The organism is Fluviibacterium sp. S390, assembly GCF_049800695.1.
In the GTDB taxonomy this organism is placed as follows: Bacteria; Pseudomonadota; Alphaproteobacteria; order Rhodobacterales; family Rhodobacteraceae; genus Meridianimarinicoccus.
This window is the reverse complement of record NZ_JBNAFN010000027.1, coordinates 19,279-38,831: the sequence shown is the minus strand read 5'-3', so window position 1 is coordinate 38,831 and position 19,553 is coordinate 19,279. Positions and strand designations below refer to the sequence as shown.

The window sequence follows — 19,553 nt, the reverse complement described above, 5'->3', positions numbered from 1 at the left end:
TGTTCCAAACAGAAAGCGGGCCCGAAGGCCCGCTTTTTTCGTCACTGGCCGCCTCAGTTCAGGGCAGCATCGGTGATGGCATGGGTCCAGGCCCCTTCCGGTTGCTTCGAGATCACCGGATCGGATCCACCCGCCAGCAGGGTCGAAACCGTGCGTTCATAGTCCGCCGGATCCAGCGCCCCATTCGACCCCGCGGTCAGCTTGGCAATCTCGCCCATCATCCGCACCTGGTGCTTTTCGGTCTGCGCTCCCGTCGCATCGTTGTCCAGCACGATCATGGCCGCGTCCTCGGGGTTCTCCTCGGCCCATTTCCAGCCTTTCATCGAGGCCCGCACAAAGCGCACCATCTTGTCCACGAAGGCCGGATCCTCAAGGTTCTTTTCCAGTACATACATGCCGTCTTCCAACGTCGCGACGCCATGGTCCGAATACTTGAAGGTCACGATCTCGTCTTCCGAGACGCCCGCGTCGATCACCTGCCAGTATTCATTGTAGGTCATGGTGGTGATGCAATCCGATTGCCGTTGCAGCAGCGGATCGACGTTGAACCCGATCTTTTGCAAGGTCACGCCCTCGTCCGAGCCATCCATCGGAATGCCAAGCTGCGACAGCCAGCTCAGCAGCGGGTATTCATTGCCGAAGAACCAGGTGCCAATGGTCTTGCCGCGGAAATCTTCCGGTGTTTCGATCCCGGTATCCTTCCAGCAGGTCAGCATCAGACCCGAGGATTTGAAAGGTTGGGCGATATTGACCACCGGCAAGCCCTTTTCCCGCGCCGACAGAGCCGAAGGCATCCAGTTCAGCATGACATCGGCACCACCGCCTGCCAGAACCTGCGGCGGCGCAATGTCGGGACCGCCCGGCTTGATTGTGACGTCAAGGCCCTCCTCCTCGTAGAATCCCTTGTCCAGCGCCACGTAGTAGCCTGCGAATTGCGCCTGCGTGACCCACTGCAATTGTAGCGTCACATCATCATCGGCCTGCACCATGCCACCACTCAGCCCAAGTGCGAGGGCCGCAGCCGTTGCCAGATTTCTTTTCATGTTGTCTCTCCTGTTGGTTGGTTTTTTTTTACGTTTTTTGTCGCCGCTGCGACGGATGCCAGAATGTCAGCAGGCGCTCGGCCAACGCCACCAGCCCATAGAACGCCGACCCGGCCAACGCCGCCACGGCAATCTCGGCCCAGACCATGTCCAGCGCCAGTTGGCCGACACTGGTCGAAATCCGAAAGCCCATGCCGACAATCGGAGAGCCGAAGAACTCCGCCACGATGGCGCCGATCAGGGCCAGCGTGGTCGCGATCTTCAACCCGTTGAAAATGAACGGCAACGCCGAGGGCAAGCGCAGCTTCCACAGGGTTTGCCAATACCCGGCCGCATAGGTCGTCATCAGATCCCGCTGGATCCGCTCGGCCGACGTCAAGCCCTGCACGGTGTTCACCAGCACTGGAAAGAACACCATGACCACCACAACGGCGGCCTTGGATTGCCAGTCGAACCCGAACCACATCACCAGGATGGGCGCCGTGCCAATCACCGGCAGCGCGGCGATGAAGCTGCCCACCGGCAACAGACCGCGCCGCAAAAACTCATAGCGATCCACCGCGATGGCCATGGCAAACGCCGCGCCAACGCCGATCACATAGCCCGACAGCGCGCCCTTGATGAAGGTCTGCCGGAAATCCGCCCACAGGATGGAGGTCGATGCCGCAAACCGCGCGGCGATCATTGACGGCGGCGGCAGGATAACGCCGGGCACACTCAGGCCGCGCACCAGCCCTTCCCACAAGACCAACAAGGTTACGCCGAACAGGATCGGAACGGCCGCCATGCCAAAGCGGGTATCAGCCAACGTCGAATTGGCCAGCCGGATGTTGGCCCACCATGCCAACACCCAGAACAGGATTGCGCCGAAAGCCAGGATCACCGCGCCTCCTCCGTTTGGACACTGAACTTTCTTGCCTCCGGCGGGAGTATTTCATCCAAGAAGAAAGTGCGCTCTCGGTCATTCTTCGTGGTCCAAATACTCACATTCCAACGCTTCATGTGCGCATCCCCATCTTGTGCAGGGTAAAACGCTCCAACAGGCTCACGATCCCCACCAGCGAGGCCGCCAGCACGGCTGCCGCAATCAGCGCCGACCAGATCTGGATGGTCTGGCCATAGTAGGATCCGGCCAGAAGCCGCGCGCCGAGGCCCGCCACGGCGCCAGTTGGCAGTTCGCCGACAATGGCGCCCACGAGGCTGGCGGCGATGCCAACCTTGAGCGAGGTGAAAAGGAATGGTACCGAGGCCGGCAGGCGCAGGTTCCAGAACACCTGACTTTGGCTGGCGCTGTAGGTCCGCATCAGGTCCAGTTGCATCGGTGCCGGGCTGCGCAGGCCTTTGACCATGCCGACGACCACCGGGAAAAAGCTCAGGTAGGCCGAGATGAAGGCCTTTGGCAGCAAGCCCGTCACGCCCACCGAGTTCAGCACCACGATGATCATCGGCGCGATGGCGAGGATCGGGATGGTCTGGCTGGCGATGGCCCAGGGCATGACGCTCATGTCCATGGCCCGGTTGTGCACGATCCCGACCGCCAGCAGAATGCCCAGCCCCGTGCCGATGGCAAAGCCCAGCAGCGTCGCCGAAAGCGTGATCCAGCCGTGGTAAACCAGGCTGCGCTTGGAGGTGATCTTCTTTTCTGCCGTGGTTTCCCAAAGCTCCACCGCCACCTGGTGCGGGGCTGGCAGTTTCGGGCGATCTTGCTGCATGGTGTCTTGCAAGACCTCGACGGTGGTGAGGGTCTGTTCGGCCCGTTCGGCCTGTTGCAGCGTCCAGGTCGCATTCATCCAGGCGGCGGCCAGATACCAGATGCCGAGAATGATCAGCACAACTGTCAGAACCGGCAGGATCGACTGGCGCATCAGTTGGACCCCTCAGTCATAAGCATGTCCGGCGCGCAGCCCTTCGCGGACACGATGGGCGATTTCCAGGAATTCCGGGGTGTCGCGAATGTCCAATGGGCGTTCCTTCGGCAGGGTGTTGGGGATCACGTCGGTGATCCGACCCGGACGCGGGCTCATCACCACGATCTTTGTCGAGAGATAGACCGCTTCGGGAATCGAATGGGTGACGAAGCCGATGGTTTTTTCCGTCCGGGCCCAAAGCGCCAGCAATTGCTCGTTCAGATGATCGCGCACGATCTCGTCCAGCGCGCCGAAGGGCTCATCCATCAGAAGGATCTCGGCGTCGAAAGCCAGCGCCCGCGCGATCGAGGCCCGCTGCTGCATTCCCCCGGACAACTGCCAGGGGTATTTGCGCTCGAACCCCTCCAGATCAACAAGTTGCAGGACTTTCTTGACGCGGCTTTCCTGATCCGCTTTTGAATAACCCATGATTTCCAGCGGCAGGCGGACGTTGCGGGCAATGCTGCGCCACGGATACAGGCCCGCCGCCTGGAAAACATAGCCATAGGCGCGGGCGCGCCGGGCTTCGTCCGGTGTCATGCCGTTGACCGTCAGGGTGCCGCCGGTGGGTTTTTCCAGCCCCGCGACGGCGCGCAGAAAAGTGGTCTTGCCGCAGCCCGACGGGCCGATGAAGCTGACGAACTCTCCCTTCTCAATGGTCAGGTTGATGTCCTTCAAGGCCTGCACCGGGCCATCACTGGTCTCGAACACCAGTTGCAAATCCCGCGCCTCGATGACCGCTTCGGGGGCGGCATCGGGCGCGGCGAACCCGTCGATCTCGGTCTGGCTGAGCATCCGCGTTCAGATCCCCGACGGGATGTTGAGCGGATCGCGTTCGACCTTGCGCGGGGTGTTCAGCGCCTTCCACTTGCTCAGCGCCGCCGCGGCGGAGGAGAACGCCGGGCGCGGCACGAAACGGCCCCGGCCCGGTTGCGGGGTGCTGTTCTTGCCCCAGCTCCAGATCACATCGCCCCGGCTGAGGGTATGACGGGCCTGTGCGGTCACTTCGAAGCCTTCGAAGACATTGTAGTCGATGATGGATTTCTGCGAGTTGGCCGAGATGGTTTTCGAGATCTTCGGATCCCAGACCACGATGTCGGCATCCGCACCCGGCACCAGCGCGCCTTTCTTGGGGTAGATGTTCAGGATCTTGGCGATGTTGGTCGAGGTGACGGCGACGAATTCCTCTGGCGTGATGCGCCCGGTTTCCACCCCGGTGGTCCAGAGCACCGAAAGTCGATCTTCCAAGCCGCCGGTGCCATTGGGGATCAGGGTGAAATTGTCGACCCCCATGCGCTTCTTCTCGGTCCCGAAGGCGCAATGGTCCGTGGCCACCACCTGAAGCGAGCCAGCCGCCAGACCGTTCCACAACCCGTCCTGATGTTCCTTTGAGCGGAATGGCGGCGACATCACGCGACGTGCAGCATGCTCCCAATCCTTGTTGAAGTATTCGCTTTCATCCAGCGTCAGGAATTGGATCAGCGGCTCGCCATAGACCCGGTGACCCTTCTGGCGGGCGCGGCGGATGGCTTCATGCGCCTGCTCGCAAGACACATGCACGATATACAGCGGCGTGCCCACGGCATCGGCGATCATGATGGCGCGGTTGGCGGCCTCGCCCTCCAGCTCGGGTGGGCGGGAAAAGGCGTGACCTTCGGGGCCGGTGATCCCCTCGGCCAGGTATTTCTGCTGAAGCTCCTGGATGATGTCGCCGTTCTCGGCATGCACCATGGGCAGTGCGCCCAACTCCTTGCAGCGCTGGAACGAGGCGTACATCTCGTCATCCTCGACCATCAGCGCGCCCTTGTAGGCCATGAAGTGCTTGAACGAATTGACGCCCATCTCAACGGCGTCTTTCATCTCGTTGAAAATGTTCTCGTTCCAACCCGTGATGGCCATGTGATAACCGATGTCCGAACAGATCTGCGGCGTCGACTTTCGATGCCATTCGTTGATCGCGTTCCTGATCGAGCCATCTTCGCCGGGCAGGCAGAAATCCACCAGCATGGTGGTGCCGCCGGTGGCCGCCGCCCATGTGCCGCTTTCGAAGGTTTCATCGGCGGTGGTGCCCATGAAAGGCATTTCCAGATGCGTATGCGGATCGATGCCGCCGGGAATGACATAGGCGCCATCGGCGTCGATGTATTCATCGCCCGACAGGTTTTCGCCGATCTCCTTGATGATCCCGTCTTCGATCAGGATATCCGCCTGATACTGGCGGTCTGCGGTGACAATAGTGCCGCCCTTGATGACCTTGCTCATCCCAGATGCTCCCCGTTTTGCTTTGGCCGCTTCGATCTGTGCGGCGCCTTGTTGTGTCCACATCATCACCGCGCGGATCAAAGGGCAAGGCCCCGCCCCCGCGCAGGATGGCCCAGTCGCGAAACCCTGACGGCGCGCGGCCCGTCATGCGATCCATTACAGCAAAAGACGTACGCTCTGCCCCTTTGACCGGCGGCCCTTCCGCAGTTCTGGCCGCCTGCCAATAGAATGCAGCCGGAACTTCACGCAGGGCAGCGTCAGATGCAGGCACGTTGCTGCTGCGAGACCGGCAGCACACTGTACTGCATGTCGATCGCATCCCACGCGCCGTGCACCGCAGAGTCCTTGAAAATGCTCAGGACTCGCGTGTGTTCTACTTTAGAATTGGCGCGCAACACACTGTATAAAAGCGAATAATAATGGGATACATCCCTGATCCCATTCTGGGCGCCCCAGCCGTCAAAAGCCCAGCCCCGACCGCGCCCGCGCCGCGCAATCCGGGCCGGGGCAGGTTTGGCTGGCAGGCCCGCCGCAAGGGTCAGCACGCATAATAGATGCGGAAACAATACCCTCGGACGCCATCGCTCCAGCAAGGGGTCACGCCGTTGCTGACTTCGTATCCCTGCGACCGTGCCTGCCGCCAGACCTCCCACGCGCGATTTTGCGTCGCGTAGGGGCCGTATTGCTGCCAGCATTGTCCGTATTGCACGGGGTGCAGGATGGTGGGTGTTGCACGGGGTGGGGCCGTATTGGTCCGCCGATCTTCGGCCACGGCCATTTGTGCCGAAACCAGAACCCCGCACAGGAGTGCAGTCCAGTGTTTCATCGTTGCCTCCTTCAAGGCCACACGATGAATATACCACGAAACCCGAAGCCGCCCGAGCCATGCGGCGCGCCACCTGCGGCATGGGTTCACGACTTGACAGGGGGTGCCGGCGCACGCTGCGCATCACTCTACAATCTGAGCGGTCTCAACCACCGCGTGAAACAGGACATTTGCCCCCGCAGCGGCCCATTCGGGGCTGATCTCTTCGGCCTCGTTGTGGCTGAGCCCATCGACACAGGGGCACATCACCATGGCCGTGGGTGCGACGCGGTTGATCCAGCAGGCGTCATGGCCCGCGCCCGAGATGATGTCGCGATGCGAATAGCCCAGCCGTTCGGCGGCATTGCGCACGGCGGCAACACAGGTCGCGTCGAATTTGACCGGATCGAAACCGCCGACCTTTTCGAACTCGATGGCCATGCCCATGTCGTCGCAAATCTCGTTGCCGCCGTCGATCAGCCGCTGTTCCATGTCCTGGATCACCGCCAGGTCGGGACAGCGGAAATCGACCGTGAACACCACCTTGCCGGGGATCACGTTGCGCGAATTCGGGTAGACGTCGATGTGACCCGCCGCGCCCACCGCATCGGGGGCATGGCTGAGCGCGATCTCATCGACCAGTTCCAGCACCCGCGCCATGGCCAGTCCCGCGTTGCGGCGCATGGGCATGGGGGTCGATCCGGTGTGGGATTCCTTGCCGGTGATGGTCACCTCGGTCCAGCTCAACCCCTGGCCATGGGTGACCACGCCGATATCCTTGCCTTCGGCTTCCAGGATCGGACCCTGTTCGATGTGCAGCTCGAAAAAGGCATGCATCTTGCGGGTGCCGACCGTTTCCTCGCCCTTCCAGCCGATGCGCGCCAGTTCGTCGCCAAAGGTCTTGCCCTCGGCATCCTCGCGCTCATAGGCCCAGTCCTGGGTGTGGATGCCGGCGAACACGCCCGAGGCCAGCATGGCCGGGGCAAAGCGGGTGCCTTCCTCATTGGTCCAGTTGGTCACGACGATGGGATGTTTGGTCTTGATGCCCAGATCGTTGAGGCTGCGAATAATCTCAAGCCCGCCCAGCACGCCCAGAACCCCGTCGTATTTTCCGCCCGTGGGCTGGGTATCCAGATGCGAGCCGACATAGACCGGCAGCGCGTCGGGATCCGTGCCCTCGCGACGGGCGAACATGGTGCCCATCTGATCGACGCCCATGGTCATCCCGGCCTCTTCGCACCATTTCTGGAACAGGGCACGGCCTTCGGCATCGGCGTCGGTCAGGGTCTGGCGATTGTTGCCGCCGGCAATGCCGGGGCCGATCTTGGCCATCTCCATCAGGCTGTCCCACAGCCGCTCTCCGTTGATCTTCAGGTTTTCTCCGGGGGCGGGCATGGGGCTCTCCTGCGTCTTGGTGGGTCGGGGATCGCGGCGCTTGCGTCAACAGATTTCCTGACCATATGGTCAGGATCAACGAAGCACAGCAATTCGCACCGGTCAACAGATTACAGGAGGGCCGAAGCCCGTGCCCGACACCGCCCACAAGCGCAAGAAAAACATTCGGGCCGAAAACGAGGCGCTGATTCTGCAAGCGGCGGAAAAAGTCTTTGCCGAGGCCGGCTATGGCGGGGCGACCATGCAGTTGATCGCGGATGTGGCCGGGTTGCCGAAAGCCAACCTGCATTACTATTTTCCCACCAAGGACGAGCTGTATCGCAGGGTGGTCGAGACGATTTTCCAGATCTGGCTGGACGCGGCCAATGTCTTTGAAAACTCGGACGGGCCGGCCGAGGGCATCGGCGCCTATATCGATGCCAAGATGGAAATCTCGCGCCGCCATCCCGCCGGGTCCAAGGTCTGGGCCTCCGAAGTCATGCACCGCGCCCCGGTCATCCAGGAATGGCTGGAATCAACCCTGAACGTCTGGACCGACGGGCGCATCGCACTGATCGAAAGCTGGATTGCCGAAGGCCGGATGGACCCGGTCGATCCCCGGCATCTGCTCTACATGATCTGGGCCACCACCCAGCACTACGCCGATTTCGGCCACCAGATCGAGACGTTGAACAACGGCGCGCCGCTGGACGACGCGCAATGGGAGGTGGCCAAGACCAACGTGCGCCGCATCATCCTGAAGGGCATCGGCGTTTCGCCCGGCTGACCTGCGCGCGGGTTTGAACGGTCTCCTCGACAAATACCGCTAAAATTAACCTCAACTCCACCTTCCGCCCCATCTGTCGAATGGATGCGGTAATCTACTCAAAGTTTAGACAAGCACGAGTGGAGTTTTCGACATGACCGCAATCGCCATCACCGCCGCCGCCTATGCACCCGCTGCCCGTCGCGTGATGCCTGTTGCGGCCCGTCCGATGGCCGTTGCGGCCAAAGCCACCGTGCCCGTGGTCGAATTGCATCAGGAGATCGTCTCCCCCATGGCCGAAATCATCGTACAAGCCAACGCCAGCACCCACGCCGACAGCGACCGCTATGACAACCGCGTCACCGGTGCGACCGAAAACGTCCGCGCCTTCGACCGGATGGAAAACATCACCAAGGGGTTCGAGCATCTGCGCGAGATCTTCCAGAACCTGCAGGAAGAAAGCGCCCGCGCAGCCGAGTCCTCGCCCATGGCCGACGGTCAAAGCACCATGGCCCTGCCCGATGGCGCGACGCTGAACATGAAGGTCTGAGCACGGGTTCGGATCGACAACGAAAACGGCCACGCTTGCCAGCGTGGCCGTTGTCACATGCATCCGGGCGCCCTGTGGGGCTGGCTACTCGGCCGCTTTGACCGCGCCGGGATTGTTGGGATGGGTCGTCCAGTTGGCGTAGTCATCGCTGACCACCTGTCCGGTCCTTGGGTCGGTCTGGCCTGCCGCCATCTGTTCCATGGTGATGCAGCCGTCCACCGGGCAGACGTTGACGCACAGGTTGCAGGCCACGCATTCGTCGTCCTTCACCGTGAACACCCGGTCGTCGGACATGGCGATGGCCTGGTGGCTGGTGTCCTCGCAGGCGGCATAGCAGCGGCCGCACTTGATGCAGGACTCCTGGTCGATCTTCGCCTTCGCCACGTAGTTCAGGTTCAGAAACTGCCAGTCGGTCACATTGGGCACCGCGCGGCCCTGGAAATCGGCGATCGAGGCATAGCCTTTCTCGTCCATCCACTCTGACAGGCCTGCGGCCATCTCCTGCACCACCTTGAAGCCATAGGTCATGGCCGCCGTGCAGACCTGCACGTTGCCGCAGCCAAGGGCGATGAACTCTGCCGCATCGCGCCAGGTGGTGATGCCACCGATGCCGCTGATCGGCAGGCCTTGGGTTTCGGCATCGCGGGCGATCTCGGCCACCATGTTCAAAGCGATGGGCTTGACCGCCGGGCCGCAATAGCCGCCGTGGCTGCCCTTGCCGTCGATCGAGGGCTCGGGGCTGAAACTGTCCAGATCGACCGCCGTGATCGAACTGACCGTGTTGATCAGGCTGACCGCATCGGCGCCGCCCGCCTTGGCCGCACGCGCCGGATAGCGGATGTCGGTGATGTTCGGGGTCAGCTTCACGATCACCGGCATGCGGGTGTTCTGCTTGCACCAGCGCGCCACCATCTCGATGTACTCGGGCACCTGCCCCACGGCGGCGCCCATGCCGCGTTCGCTCATCCCGTGCGGACAGCCGAAGTTCAACTCGATTCCGTCGGCACCGGTGTCTTCGACCAGCGGCAGGATGTCCTTCCACGCCTGTTCCTCGCAGGGCACCATCAGCGAAACGATCATCGCCCGGTCGGGGTAATCGCGCTTGACCGCCTTGATCTCGCGCAGGTTCACGTCCAGCGGGCGGTCTGTGATCAACTCGATGTTGTTAAGCCCCAGAAGGCGGCGGTCGGCGCCCCAGACCGCGCCATAGCGCGGGCCGTTCACGTTCACGATGTGCGGATCCTGGCCGAGGGTCTTCCAGACCACTCCGCCCCAGCCGGCCTCGAAGGCGCGGCGCACGTTGTATTCCTTGTCCGTGGGCGGCGCCGAGGCCAGCCAGAACGGGTTTGGTGACTTGATGCCCAGAAAGTCGGTCGACAGATCGGCCATGGTATTCTCCCGGTTGCGGCGCCTTGGCGCCCGGCCCGCTGACGGGGCCTTGTCTGTTTATTCGGCGGCGACGGAGGCTTGCCCCATCAGCGTGGCATGAATGTCCTCGGCAGCGTCGCGGCCCTCGGCCACGGCGGTGACGGTCAGATCATCGCCCCCGGCGGCGCAGTCGCCCCCGGCCCACACGCCGGGCAGCGAGGTGCGCCCCGCCCCGGATACGGTGATCTTGCTGCCATCCAGTTGCAGCCCGCCCGGCGCTTCGTCCAGGCGCTGGCCGATGGCCTTGAACACCTGGTCCGCTTTCAGGTGGAAGGTGTTGTCGGTCAGCACCAGCCCCTCCGGCCCCTGCTCGGTATAGGCGAATTCGACCCCGGTGACGACGCCGTCGCCCAGCACCCGAAGCGGAGCCGCCCCGGTGATGATGCGCACGCCCTTCGAGGCCGCGTGCAACTGTTCATGTTCCGACGCGCCCATCTGCGCCTGATCGCGGCGATAGACCAACGACACGGTTTCCGCCCCCAGAAGCTTGGACTGCACGGCGGCATCCACGGCGGTCATGCCGCCGCCGATCACCACCACGTCACGGCCCACGGGAATCTTGCTCTTGTCCGGGGCCTGCCGCAGCTCGGCGATGAAATCCACCGCGTCATGCACGTTGTCATGCTCCTCGCCCTCGGCCCGCAGCGCGTTGACACCGGCCAGACCGACCCCGAGGAACACCGCGTCGTAGTCATCCTGAAGCTCGGACAGGGCCAATTCGCGGCCCAGTCGCACATTGGTGCGCATGGTGATGCCGCCGATCTGCATCAGCCAATCCACCTCGGCCTGCGCAAAACCGTCGGGTGCCTTGTAGGCGGCGATGCCGTATTCGTTCAGCCCGCCGAGCTTGGGCCGCGCGTCCATCAGATCGACGTCATGGCCGTTCATGGCCAGACGATGCGCACAGGCCAGACCGGCCGGACCGGCCCCGACCACGGCCACCCTGAACCCGGTCGACGGGGCGCGGCTGTAGGGATGCGCGCCGCTGTCCATGACCGTGTCAGTTGCAAACCGCTGCAACCGACCGATCAGCACCGGCTTGCCCTCGGCCGCTTCACGCACGCAGGCGCCCTCGCACAGGATGTCCGTCGGACAGACCCGCGCGCACATGCCGCCCAGAATGTTCTGGTCAAAGATCGTGCGCCCGGCGGCCTTCGGCATCCCGGTCTGGATCTGGCGGATGAACAGTGGAATGTCGATCGAGGTCGGGCAGGCCGTCACGCAAGGCGCGTCGTGACAGAAATAGCAGCGATCGGCAGCCACCACCGCCTCATGCGCATCCAGCGGCCCGTAAAGATCGTCGAAATTCGATTTGTAGGCGGCGTCGGCCAGACGACCGGGCACCACTCCTGGTGTGGTCTCGGAATTGGACATCGTTAACTCCCCGAATCCTTGTGTTGCGACGGGTTTTGATCCCGCTTGGCGGCTTCCCGGTGGCCAAGGTCATGCCTGACACACAGGGTAAGCTCGCAGCGTTGCCAGCAAAGATCGAAAAATCAAGGCTTCTGTTGCGGCAAACCACACCCCGACCGCTGGAGAATATTGCAGCGCATCGCTTTTCACCGAATGCGTTAAGGTGTAAGACGCGGCATTGGCACGGCAATGAACCGGCGAACCAGACCGACCAAAAGCGAGGGTAAGATGACAGGCAATTCCCACGGCGATGATGTTGAATTCATTCGCGCACTTGCGGAGCTCTTGCGGGAAAACGACCTGACCGAGCTTCAGGTCAAACGCGAATACGGCGAAGACAGCGCCCTGAATGTCCGCGTCTCCCGCGTGCTGCAAGCGGCCCCTGTCCAGAACATCGTCCAGCCTGTTGCGGCAGCGCCTGCGGCCTCTGCCGCTGCCCCGGCCGCCGCCGCTGCGGCCAGCGCGGCCCCCGATGCGGGCGCTGCGGCCGATCCGGCCAGCCATCCCGGTGCCGTGACTTCGCCGATGGTGGGCACGGTCTATCTGCAAGCCGAACCGGGTTCTGAACCTTTCATCAGCGTTGGCCAGACCGTATCGGAAGGCCAGACCCTGCTGATCGTCGAAGCCATGAAGACCATGAACCAGATCCCCGCCCCGCGGTCCGGGACCATCTCGCGCATTCTGGTCGAAGATGGATCTCCGGTAGAATTCGGCGCTCCGCTCGTCATTCTCGAGTGAGCCGTCCCATGTTCAAGAAGATCCTTATCGCGAATCGCGGCGAAATCGCTCTGCGAGTCATCCGGGCCTGCCGTGAAATGGGCATCACCAGCGTGGCCGTGCATTCCACCGCCGACGCCGATGCCATGCATGTGCGCATGGCCGACGAAGCCATCTGCATCGGCCCGCCCCCTGCCAACCAAAGCTATCTGCTGGTCCCCGCCATCATCTCGGCCTGCGAGATCACCGGCGCCGAGGCGATCCATCCCGGTTACGGCTTCTTGTCCGAGAACGAAAAATTCGTTCAGGCGGTACAGGATCACGGGCTGACCTTCATCGGCCCCGACCCCGAGCATATCCGCCTGATGGGCGACAAGATCACCGCCAAGGACACCATGAAGAAGCTGGGTGTGCCTTGCGTGCCCGGATCCGATGGCGGCGTGCCCACCCTTGAGGACGCCCTGCGCATCGGCGAGGAGTTCGGCTATCCGGTTCTGGTCAAGGCCACCGCCGGGGGCGGCGGACGCGGCATGAAACTGGCCCGTTCGGCCGAAGAAATGTCCAACGCGTTCAGCACCGCGCGGTCCGAGGCCAAGGCGGCCTTTGGCAACGACGAGGTGTATCTTGAAAAATACCTCGGCAAGCCGCGCCACATCGAAGTGCAGGTCTTTGGCGACGGCAAGGGCAACGCCGTGCATCTGGGCGAACGTGACTGTTCGCTGCAGCGCCGGCACCAGAAGGTGTTCGAAGAAGCCCCAGGCCCCGCCATCGATGCCGAGACCCGCGCCCGTATCGGCAAGGTCTGCGCCGAGGCCGTGGCCGCCATCAACTATGCCGGCGCCGGCACCATCGAGTTCCTGTTCGAGGATGGCGAGTTCTTCTTCATCGAGATGAACACCCGTCTGCAGGTGGAACACCCGGTGACCGAGTCGATCTTCGGTGTCGATCTCGTGCGCGAACAGATCCGTGTTGCCTCTGGTCTGCCGCTGTCGTTCACGCAGGACGATCTGCAGATCAACGGCCATTCCATCGAAGTGCGGATCAACGCCGAGAAGTTGCCGAATTTCAGCCCCTGTCCGGGCCGGATCTCGGCCTATCACGCGCCGGGCGGGTTGGGCGTACGAATGGATTCCGCGCTCTACAACGGCTATGCGATCCCGCCTTACTATGACAGCCTGATCGGCAAGTTGATCGTCCACGGTCGGGATCGGCCCGAGGCCATCGCGCGGCTGGACCGCGCCCTGAGCGAATTGATCATCGACGGCATCGACACCACCTTGCCGTTGTTCCGCCACCTGCTGCGCGAACGGGCCATTCTGACCGGTGACTATGACATTCACTGGCTGGAAACCTGGCTTGAACGCGCGGATCTGACGAGCAACGCCTGACTTTTTCGCCGCCCTGCGCATCGGTGCGCAACGGGCGGCGAAAGGATGGCCCGCGCCATGGATCGCCGTGACATCACCCCGGACATCCTGCTGAAGGCCTATGCCTTGGGCGTCTTTCCCATGGCGGAATCCCGCGAAGACCCCGAGATCTTCTGGGTCGATCCCCGCCATCGCGGGATCCTGCCACTGGATCAGTTCCACATGTCGCGATCCCTGGCACGCCATGTTCGGCGCGGCGGGTTCGACGTGGCAATCAACCGCGACTTCGCGGCCACGGTCGAGGCTTGCGCGGACCGGCCTGAAACCTGGATCAACGCCACGATCTTTGATCTGTATCTTCAGTTGCACCGCATGGGCCATGCCCATTCATTGGAAATCTGGCAGGACAACCAGTTGATTGGCGGTGTGTATGGGGTTGCCCTGGGCGGGGCGTTCTTCGGCGAAAGCATGTTTTCGCGGCGGGACAATGCCTCGAAAACAGCGCTGGCCTTTCTGGTCGACCGATTGGCGCACGCCGGGTTCACCCTGTTCGACACCCAGTTCATAACGCCGCATCTGTCCCGGCTGGGTGCGGTCGAGATCACACGCGCCGAGTATCACCAGCGCCTGGAGACCGCAGTCGCGCGACCTGCGGATTTCAGCACCCCGGAAATACCGCCACCTCAGGAGTTGGTGCAGCGGATGACCCAGACGTCGTAACGCATGTGATCGAAGGCGTTCAGCGCCGGGGACGAGGCCACCATCCAGCCTTCGAACAGCGTATCGCCGGTTTCGGTACTGCGGATCAGCAGGAAGGCATAGGCGTCGCCGGCAGGGTTGTTGACCGGATAGCGGCATTCGATGACGCCGATCCGCAGGCGATCCAGGACCACCTCTGATCCCGCAGGCACCTTGAATTCATTCAACTCGCCGGACAGCCGATCAAGCGCGCGCAATTCCGCGACACGCCCATTTTCAACCTGCTCGGCCTGCGCCGTGCTGGCGAGAGCGAGGGTGAAAAGCCCCGTCAGAAGGGCTTTCACGAGTCGCCGCCCCCGACGAATTTGGACAGCAGTTCGATCAGGCTGATGGCGCCCTGGGTATTGGAGACTTCGTCGCCGGATTCATAGTTGAACGGCGATCCGCCGGGCTGAATCTCGACGAAATTGCCGCCCAGAAGCCCTTCGGACGCGATGATGACCGAACTGTCGTCGGGCAGGATCACGTGGTCCTGAATCGACAGGTTGGCATCGGCGCGGAAGGTCTGGGGGTTCAGCGACAGATCGGTAACCGACCCGATCTTGACCCCGGCAAGGCGCACGTCGGTGCCGACGCTGATCCCCTCGGCCGAGCGGAAGCTGGCAACAAGATCGTATCCGGCGCGCGATTGCACCGCGCCAACGGACGTGACGGCATAGGCCACGAATGCAACCGCCACGGCCAGGACCAGGGCACCGACGGCAAGCTCTGCTCGCGTTTCAGACATGGGGGTATGCTCCGCGCGTTATTCCGGCGACCAGGCTTCGTAGTCTTGCCGCGCCACCGGATCGGCGCGACGCAGGGAGCCCACGGGCGCATAGGCCATCGCGGTGCCGGTCAGGTTTTCCTGATGCGGCTTTTCCCATGATTTGCGGGGCAGCGGCGACTCGGTCGGCGGCTGATCCCATGTGTGATGCAGCCATCCGTGCCATTCGGCGGACACACGGCTGGCTTCGGCTTCGCCATTGAAGATCACCCAGCGACGCGCCTTGTCACGTGTTTCGTAGAAGATGTTGCCCTGTTCGTCTTCACCGACTTTCACGCCATTGCGGCGGGTGAACAACTGGGTGCCGATGGTCTGGCTGTTCCACCAGGTGACGGACCGGAGGAGAGTGTCAAGAATGGCCATGGGATACCTCTGCTCTTTGCTCGTTCATGGCCCAGACAGAGGCGCAGGTCCAGAGCCAATATAGACGCGGGGCCAGTCCGGAACGACCCGCCCCCCGGCACCACAGACTATACGAAAGGATAGGAGGATTCTCAAAAGAGCAGTGCGCTATACGCACGCACGGTGGCCGCAGGTTCGCTCGCATGTCAGTTTCGGGCCGTGGGGAGGCTGGTGCATTTCATGCACCGGCACGGGGCGCGATTTTCAGCAATCGTGCCCCGTTTCCTTTCCGGAAGCCCCACGTCCAATCCAAAGTTTTTCCAATAAAAAAGACGCCTTGCGGCGCCTTCTTCATGTCATCATATGCGACGCTCAGCCCGCCGAGACAGGTTCTTCCTTGCGATCGGCATAGATCAGCAGCGGCGATGCATCGGAATTGACCGCCTCTTCATTGACCACAACCTCCTCGACCCCTTCTGCGGTCGGCAGGTCGAACATCGTGTCCAGAAGAATGTCTTCCATGATCGAACGCAGGCCACGCGCGCCGGTCTTGCGCTGGATCGCGCGGCGCGAGATCGCCCTGAGCGCATCGTCGGTGAAGGACAGCTTGGTCTCTTCCAGATCGAACAGGCGCTGGTACTGCTTCACCAGCGCGTTCTTCGGCTGGGTCAGGATGGTGACCAGCGCGTCCTCGTCCAGATCCTGCAGCGTGGCAATGACCGGCAGACGCCCGACGAATTCCGGGATCAGACCGAATTTCAGCAGGTCTTCCGGCTCCAGCTCCTGGAAGATCTCGCCGATGCCCCGGCCTTCCTCGTCCCGCACATCGGCACCAAAGCCGATGGCCGAGCCCTTGCCGCGGCGCGCGATGATCTTGTCGAGCCCCGCGAAAGCACCGCCGCAGATGAACAGGATGTTCGTGGTGTCCACCTGCAGGAATTCCTGCTGTGGATGCTTGCGGCCGCCCTGCGGCGGAACCGAGGCCACGGTGCCTTCCATGATCTTCAGCAGCGCCTGCTGGACACCTTCGCCCGAAACGTCACGGGTGATCGAGGGATTGTCCGACTTGCGGGTGATCTTGTCGACCTCGTCAATATAGACAATGCCGCGCTGTGCGCGTTCGACATTGTATTCCGACGCCTGCAACAGCTTCAGGATGATGTTCTCGACATCCTCGCCCACGTAACCGGCTTCGGTCAGTGTCGTGGCATCGGCCATCGTAAAGGGCACATCCAGAATGCGCGCCAGCGTCTGCGCCAGCAACGTCTTGCCGCAACCGGTGGGACCGATCAGCAGGATGTTCGACTTGGCCAGCTCCACCTCGGACTTGCCGGCGTGGTTCAATCGTTTGTAGTGGTTGTGGACGGCCACCGACAGCACGCGCTTGGCATGCGACTGTCCGATCACATAGTCATCCAGAACTTCACAGATCTCTTTCGGCGTCGGTACACCTTCCGAGGACTTCAGTCCGGAGGTCTTGGTTTCCTCCCGAATGATGTCCATGCACAGTTCGACGCACTCATCGCAAATGAACACGGTCGGACCGGCAATCAGCTTGCGAACCTCATGCTGGCTTTTGCCGCAGAAGCTGCAATAGAGGGTGTTCTTGCTGTCGCCGCTCGAATTGTTCGCCATCCATATCCTCCGACGCCACTTTACGTGGCAGGCTGGCGTGCGGCCGGGCCGCACACTCAGCAAGGTTAGGTCAGCACAAGGCCGCCCACAATGTCAAATTTCCTTACGGTCCGCACCGGGCCCGAAGGGGTTAGTCCTTGTCCGTCGGCAGCGCCGCACGGCTTTCCACAATCTCGTCGATCAGACCCCAGTCCTTGGCATCTGCAGGCGACATGAAGTTGTCACGCTCAAGCGCTGCCTCGACGGTGGCGATATCCTGCCCGGTGTGCTTCACGTAGATCTCGTTCAGCCGGGTTTTCAGCTTCTGGGTTTCCTGGGCGTGGATCATGATGTCGGTGGCCTGCCCCTGGTAGCCGCCCGAGGGCTGGTGCACCATCACCCGGCTGTTGGGCAACGAGAACCGCATGTCCTTCTGCCCGGCGGTCAGCAGCAGCGATCCCATCGACGCCGCCTGCCCGATCACCAGGGTCGACACCGCCGGCTTGATGTACTGCATGGTGTCATAAATCGACAGGCCCGAGGTCACAACACCGCCTGGGCTGTTGATATACATGGAGATTTCCTTGGACGGGTTCTCCGCTTCAAGGTGCAGCAACTGGGCGACGATCAGGCTCGACATACCGTCATGCACCGGGCCGGACAGGAAGATGATCCGCTCTTTCAACAGCCGCGAGAAAATATCATAGGCGCGCTCCCCGCGAGAGGTCTGTTCGACCACCATCGGCACGAGGGTGTTCATATAGGTCTCATAGGGATCTTGCATGGGAAGTGCCTTCTGCTCGGGGCTGCGCCGCTTGTCTCTGGGGAGTCTTAGTCGCGGCTCTGGGGGGCTGCAAGGGCCGCTCTGCCCACGAAGATGGCAAGAGCCTCAAAGTTGACGAAAACATTTTCAATTCCTCGTGCCTTCGGGATTGCCCTGACGCGCGGTCACGGATGGGCGCACGCCGACCACTTCCGACGTGAACATTGAAATGTTAATTGTCGGTTCCAGGCATGCGGCCTCTCGACAGTTTCCCTCGGGCAACCTTATGATCCGCAGCAAAGGGTGTGGAATGAAACAGTTACTTGTCTTGAACGGGCCGAACCTGAACTTGCTGGGCATTCGCCAGCCCGAGGTCTACGGCGCGACGACATTGGCCGATGTGGAAGATCTGTGCCGTCAGACCGGTGCGGCCCTCGGGGCCGAGGTCACCTGCTATCAAAGCAACCACGAAGGGGCGCTGATCGATCAGATCCACGCAGCGCGCACCACCCGCGACGGGATCATCCTGAACGCCGGCGCCCTGACCCACACATCGATTGCCCTGATGGATGCCATCCAGTCCGTCGAACTGCCGGTGGTCGAGTTGCATCTGTCCAACATCCACGCCCGCGAGAGTTTCCGCCACAAATCCTGGATCGCGCCGGTGGCCGTGGGTCAGATCTGCGGCTTCGGTCCGGCAGGCTATGACCTGGCCATCCGGGCACTTCTGGCACATATCGAGGCCACAACATGACGCTTCTGGACGACATCGAGGTTTTCATCAACGCCACCGCGGTGGAAGACGTCTGGGATCGTCTGGTGGTGCGGCTGGGCGACTACGGGTTCGACCGGCTGATGTACGGCTTCACCCGCTACAAGACCCAAAGCGGCTTCGGCGATCCCCAGGATCTTTTGATCCTGACCAACCATGAAGCCCGGTACACCGACCGGTTTGTCGGTGAGGCTATGTATTTCCACGCCCCCATGGTCCGCTGGTCCAGCGAAAACGTCGGCGCCTGCAGCTGGAGCTGGATTCGCGATCATCGGCACAGCATGACCCCTGCCGAACAAAAGGTCGTGATGTTCAACCAGTCGATGGGTATCACGGCCGGCTATACCATCAGCTTCCCGCATATCTCGTACCGCTATCGCGGGGCCATGGCGCTGACCGCACGGGAAGGACGGTCGCAGGACCAGGTCGACGCGGTCTGGAGCGAACATGGCCGCCAGATCGAGGCGCTGTGCAATGTGGCGCACTTGAAGCTGACCTCGCTGCCGCACAACGGCTCGCGCCGGGCCCTGACCAAGCGGCAGCGGGAAGTTCTGGAATGGGTGGGCGACGGCAAGACCACGCAGGACATCGCCACGATCATCGGACTCACCCCGGCCACTGTGGAAAAACACCTGAGACTCGCGCGAGAAGCGCTTGAGGTCGACACCACCGCACAAGCGGTCATGAAAGCCTCGCTCAAGAACCAGATATTTTTGATCGACGCAAAGGCTTGATGTCCGCACACTTTTTACGGGAAATTTGGGAATTTCTGCCCGGTCGGGAATTCCGCACTTTCAAAATCCTGTGAAATGCGCGAAAATTTACGGGTTCCCACGCTGGCGGTTTTACAACCGGGGAATATGCCGGGGCGTCCTTTCGCAATTTCGATCGGAGCCCCGGTTCTT

General features: G+C 62.2%; 21 protein-coding genes. 7 read left to right on the top strand and 14 right to left on the bottom strand.

What is annotated here, in order from left to right:
• Positions 1-53: 53 nt before the first annotated feature.
• The 7 genes from ACP15K_RS17690 to ACP15K_RS17660 form a co-directional block, all read right to left on the bottom strand.
• Positions 54-1,043, bottom strand: a complete 990-nt coding sequence (locus tag ACP15K_RS17690) for an ABC transporter substrate-binding protein (protein ID WP_193142015.1) — start codon at positions 1,041-1,043, stop codon at positions 54-56.
• A 28-nt stretch (positions 1,044-1,071) separates the two neighbouring features.
• Entirely contained in the window at positions 1,072-1,926 is an 855-nt protein-coding gene (locus tag ACP15K_RS17685) for an ABC transporter permease (RefSeq protein ID WP_193142013.1), read from the bottom strand.
• Positions 1,927-2,041: 115 nt separating this feature from the next.
• Entirely contained in the window at positions 2,042-2,908 is an 867-nt protein-coding gene (locus ACP15K_RS17680; protein WP_424991156.1) for an ABC transporter permease, read from the bottom strand.
• Positions 2,909-2,920: 12 nt separating this feature from the next.
• Complete coding sequence (locus tag ACP15K_RS17675) at positions 2,921-3,745, bottom strand: ABC transporter ATP-binding protein (RefSeq protein ID WP_193142009.1); 825 nt, start codon at positions 3,743-3,745, stop codon at positions 2,921-2,923.
• Positions 3,746-3,751: 6 nt separating this feature from the next.
• Complete coding sequence (hydA, locus tag ACP15K_RS17670) at positions 3,752-5,212, bottom strand: dihydropyrimidinase (protein WP_193142007.1); 1,461 nt, start codon at positions 5,210-5,212, stop codon at positions 3,752-3,754.
• A gap of 257 nt (positions 5,213-5,469) precedes the next feature.
• Positions 5,470-5,757, bottom strand: coding sequence for a hypothetical protein (locus tag ACP15K_RS17665; RefSeq protein WP_424991155.1), 288 nt, complete (start codon positions 5,755-5,757; stop codon positions 5,470-5,472).
• Positions 5,758-6,161: 404 nt separating this feature from the next.
• On the bottom strand, positions 6,162-7,412 hold the full coding sequence (locus tag ACP15K_RS17660; RefSeq protein ID WP_424991154.1) for a Zn-dependent hydrolase: 1,251 nt from the start codon (positions 7,410-7,412) through the stop codon (positions 6,162-6,164).
• A gap of 130 nt (positions 7,413-7,542) precedes the next feature.
• Here ACP15K_RS17660 and ACP15K_RS17655 point away from each other — a divergent pair, with 130 nt between their 5' ends.
• Positions 7,543-8,178 (top strand): TetR/AcrR family transcriptional regulator, encoded by a 636-nt coding sequence (locus tag ACP15K_RS17655; RefSeq protein WP_424991153.1) that lies wholly within the window; start codon positions 7,543-7,545, stop codon positions 8,176-8,178.
• Between the two features lie 133 nt (positions 8,179-8,311).
• The gene (locus ACP15K_RS17650) at positions 8,312-8,707 is read left to right on the top strand and encodes a hypothetical protein (RefSeq protein ID WP_193142000.1); all 396 of its coding nucleotides are present in this window, start codon (positions 8,312-8,314) and stop codon (positions 8,705-8,707) included.
• Between the two features lie 84 nt (positions 8,708-8,791).
• Here the strand turns inward: ACP15K_RS17650 and preA are convergent, their stop codons facing one another.
• Both preA and ACP15K_RS17640 read right to left on the bottom strand, forming a co-directional pair.
• Positions 8,792-10,096, bottom strand: coding sequence for an NAD-dependent dihydropyrimidine dehydrogenase subunit PreA (preA, locus tag ACP15K_RS17645; RefSeq protein ID WP_424991152.1), 1,305 nt, complete (start codon positions 10,094-10,096; stop codon positions 8,792-8,794).
• A gap of 57 nt (positions 10,097-10,153) precedes the next feature.
• Positions 10,154-11,509: an NAD(P)-dependent oxidoreductase gene (locus ACP15K_RS17640; protein WP_193141995.1), complete on the bottom strand. Its 1,356-nt coding sequence runs from the start codon at positions 11,507-11,509 to the stop codon at positions 10,154-10,156.
• A gap of 267 nt (positions 11,510-11,776) precedes the next feature.
• On the opposite strand from ACP15K_RS17640, the gene accB reads away from it, so the two are divergent.
• Genes accB through aat form a run of 3 tightly spaced genes read left to right on the top strand, consistent with a single transcriptional unit; the run spans position 11,777 to position 14,352 of the window.
• Positions 11,777-12,286, top strand: coding sequence for an acetyl-CoA carboxylase biotin carboxyl carrier protein (accB, locus tag ACP15K_RS17635; RefSeq protein ID WP_193141993.1), 510 nt, complete (start codon positions 11,777-11,779; stop codon positions 12,284-12,286).
• 8 nt (positions 12,287-12,294) lie between these two features.
• The gene (gene accC, locus ACP15K_RS17630) at positions 12,295-13,653 is read left to right on the top strand and encodes an acetyl-CoA carboxylase biotin carboxylase subunit (RefSeq protein ID WP_193141991.1); all 1,359 of its coding nucleotides are present in this window, start codon (positions 12,295-12,297) and stop codon (positions 13,651-13,653) included.
• A gap of 57 nt (positions 13,654-13,710) precedes the next feature.
• Positions 13,711-14,352 (top strand): leucyl/phenylalanyl-tRNA--protein transferase, encoded by a 642-nt coding sequence (gene aat / locus ACP15K_RS17625; protein ID WP_424991151.1) that lies wholly within the window; start codon positions 13,711-13,713, stop codon positions 14,350-14,352.
• On the opposite strand, the gene ACP15K_RS17620 is transcribed toward aat, so the two are convergent.
• The 5 genes from ACP15K_RS17620 to ACP15K_RS17600 form a co-directional block, all read right to left on the bottom strand.
• Positions 14,316-14,675: a DUF2155 domain-containing protein gene (locus tag ACP15K_RS17620; protein ID WP_193141987.1), complete on the bottom strand. Its 360-nt coding sequence runs from the start codon at positions 14,673-14,675 to the stop codon at positions 14,316-14,318. The two genes, aat and ACP15K_RS17620, sit on opposite strands and share 37 nt — an antisense overlap.
• Positions 14,672-15,118, bottom strand: coding sequence for an outer membrane lipid asymmetry maintenance protein MlaD (gene mlaD, locus ACP15K_RS17615; RefSeq protein ID WP_193141985.1), 447 nt, complete (start codon positions 15,116-15,118; stop codon positions 14,672-14,674). Before mlaD ends, ACP15K_RS17620 begins: the two co-directional genes overlap by 4 nt.
• Before the next feature lie 18 nt (positions 15,119-15,136).
• Entirely contained in the window at positions 15,137-15,520 is a 384-nt protein-coding gene (locus ACP15K_RS17610) for an NADH:ubiquinone oxidoreductase subunit NDUFA12 (protein ID WP_193141983.1), read from the bottom strand.
• A 351-nt stretch (positions 15,521-15,871) separates the two neighbouring features.
• Positions 15,872-17,134 carry an ATP-dependent Clp protease ATP-binding subunit ClpX gene (clpX, locus tag ACP15K_RS17605; RefSeq protein ID WP_193141980.1) on the bottom strand — a complete coding sequence of 421 codons (1,263 nt, stop codon included), beginning with the start codon at positions 17,132-17,134 and terminating at the stop codon, positions 15,872-15,874.
• Between the two features lie 130 nt (positions 17,135-17,264).
• Complete coding sequence (locus tag ACP15K_RS17600) at positions 17,265-17,897, bottom strand: ATP-dependent Clp protease proteolytic subunit (RefSeq protein ID WP_193141979.1); 633 nt, start codon at positions 17,895-17,897, stop codon at positions 17,265-17,267.
• Positions 17,898-18,186: 289 nt separating this feature from the next.
• Here ACP15K_RS17600 and aroQ point away from each other — a divergent pair, with 289 nt between their 5' ends.
• Together aroQ and ACP15K_RS17590 are read left to right on the top strand one after the other, a co-directional pair.
• Positions 18,187-18,630: a type II 3-dehydroquinate dehydratase gene (gene aroQ / locus ACP15K_RS17595; protein ID WP_193141977.1), complete on the top strand. Its 444-nt coding sequence runs from the start codon at positions 18,187-18,189 to the stop codon at positions 18,628-18,630.
• Positions 18,627-19,382 (top strand): helix-turn-helix transcriptional regulator, encoded by a 756-nt coding sequence (locus tag ACP15K_RS17590; protein ID WP_193141975.1) that lies wholly within the window; start codon positions 18,627-18,629, stop codon positions 19,380-19,382. Before aroQ ends, ACP15K_RS17590 begins: the two co-directional genes overlap by 4 nt.
• Positions 19,383-19,553 lie beyond the last annotated feature (171 nt).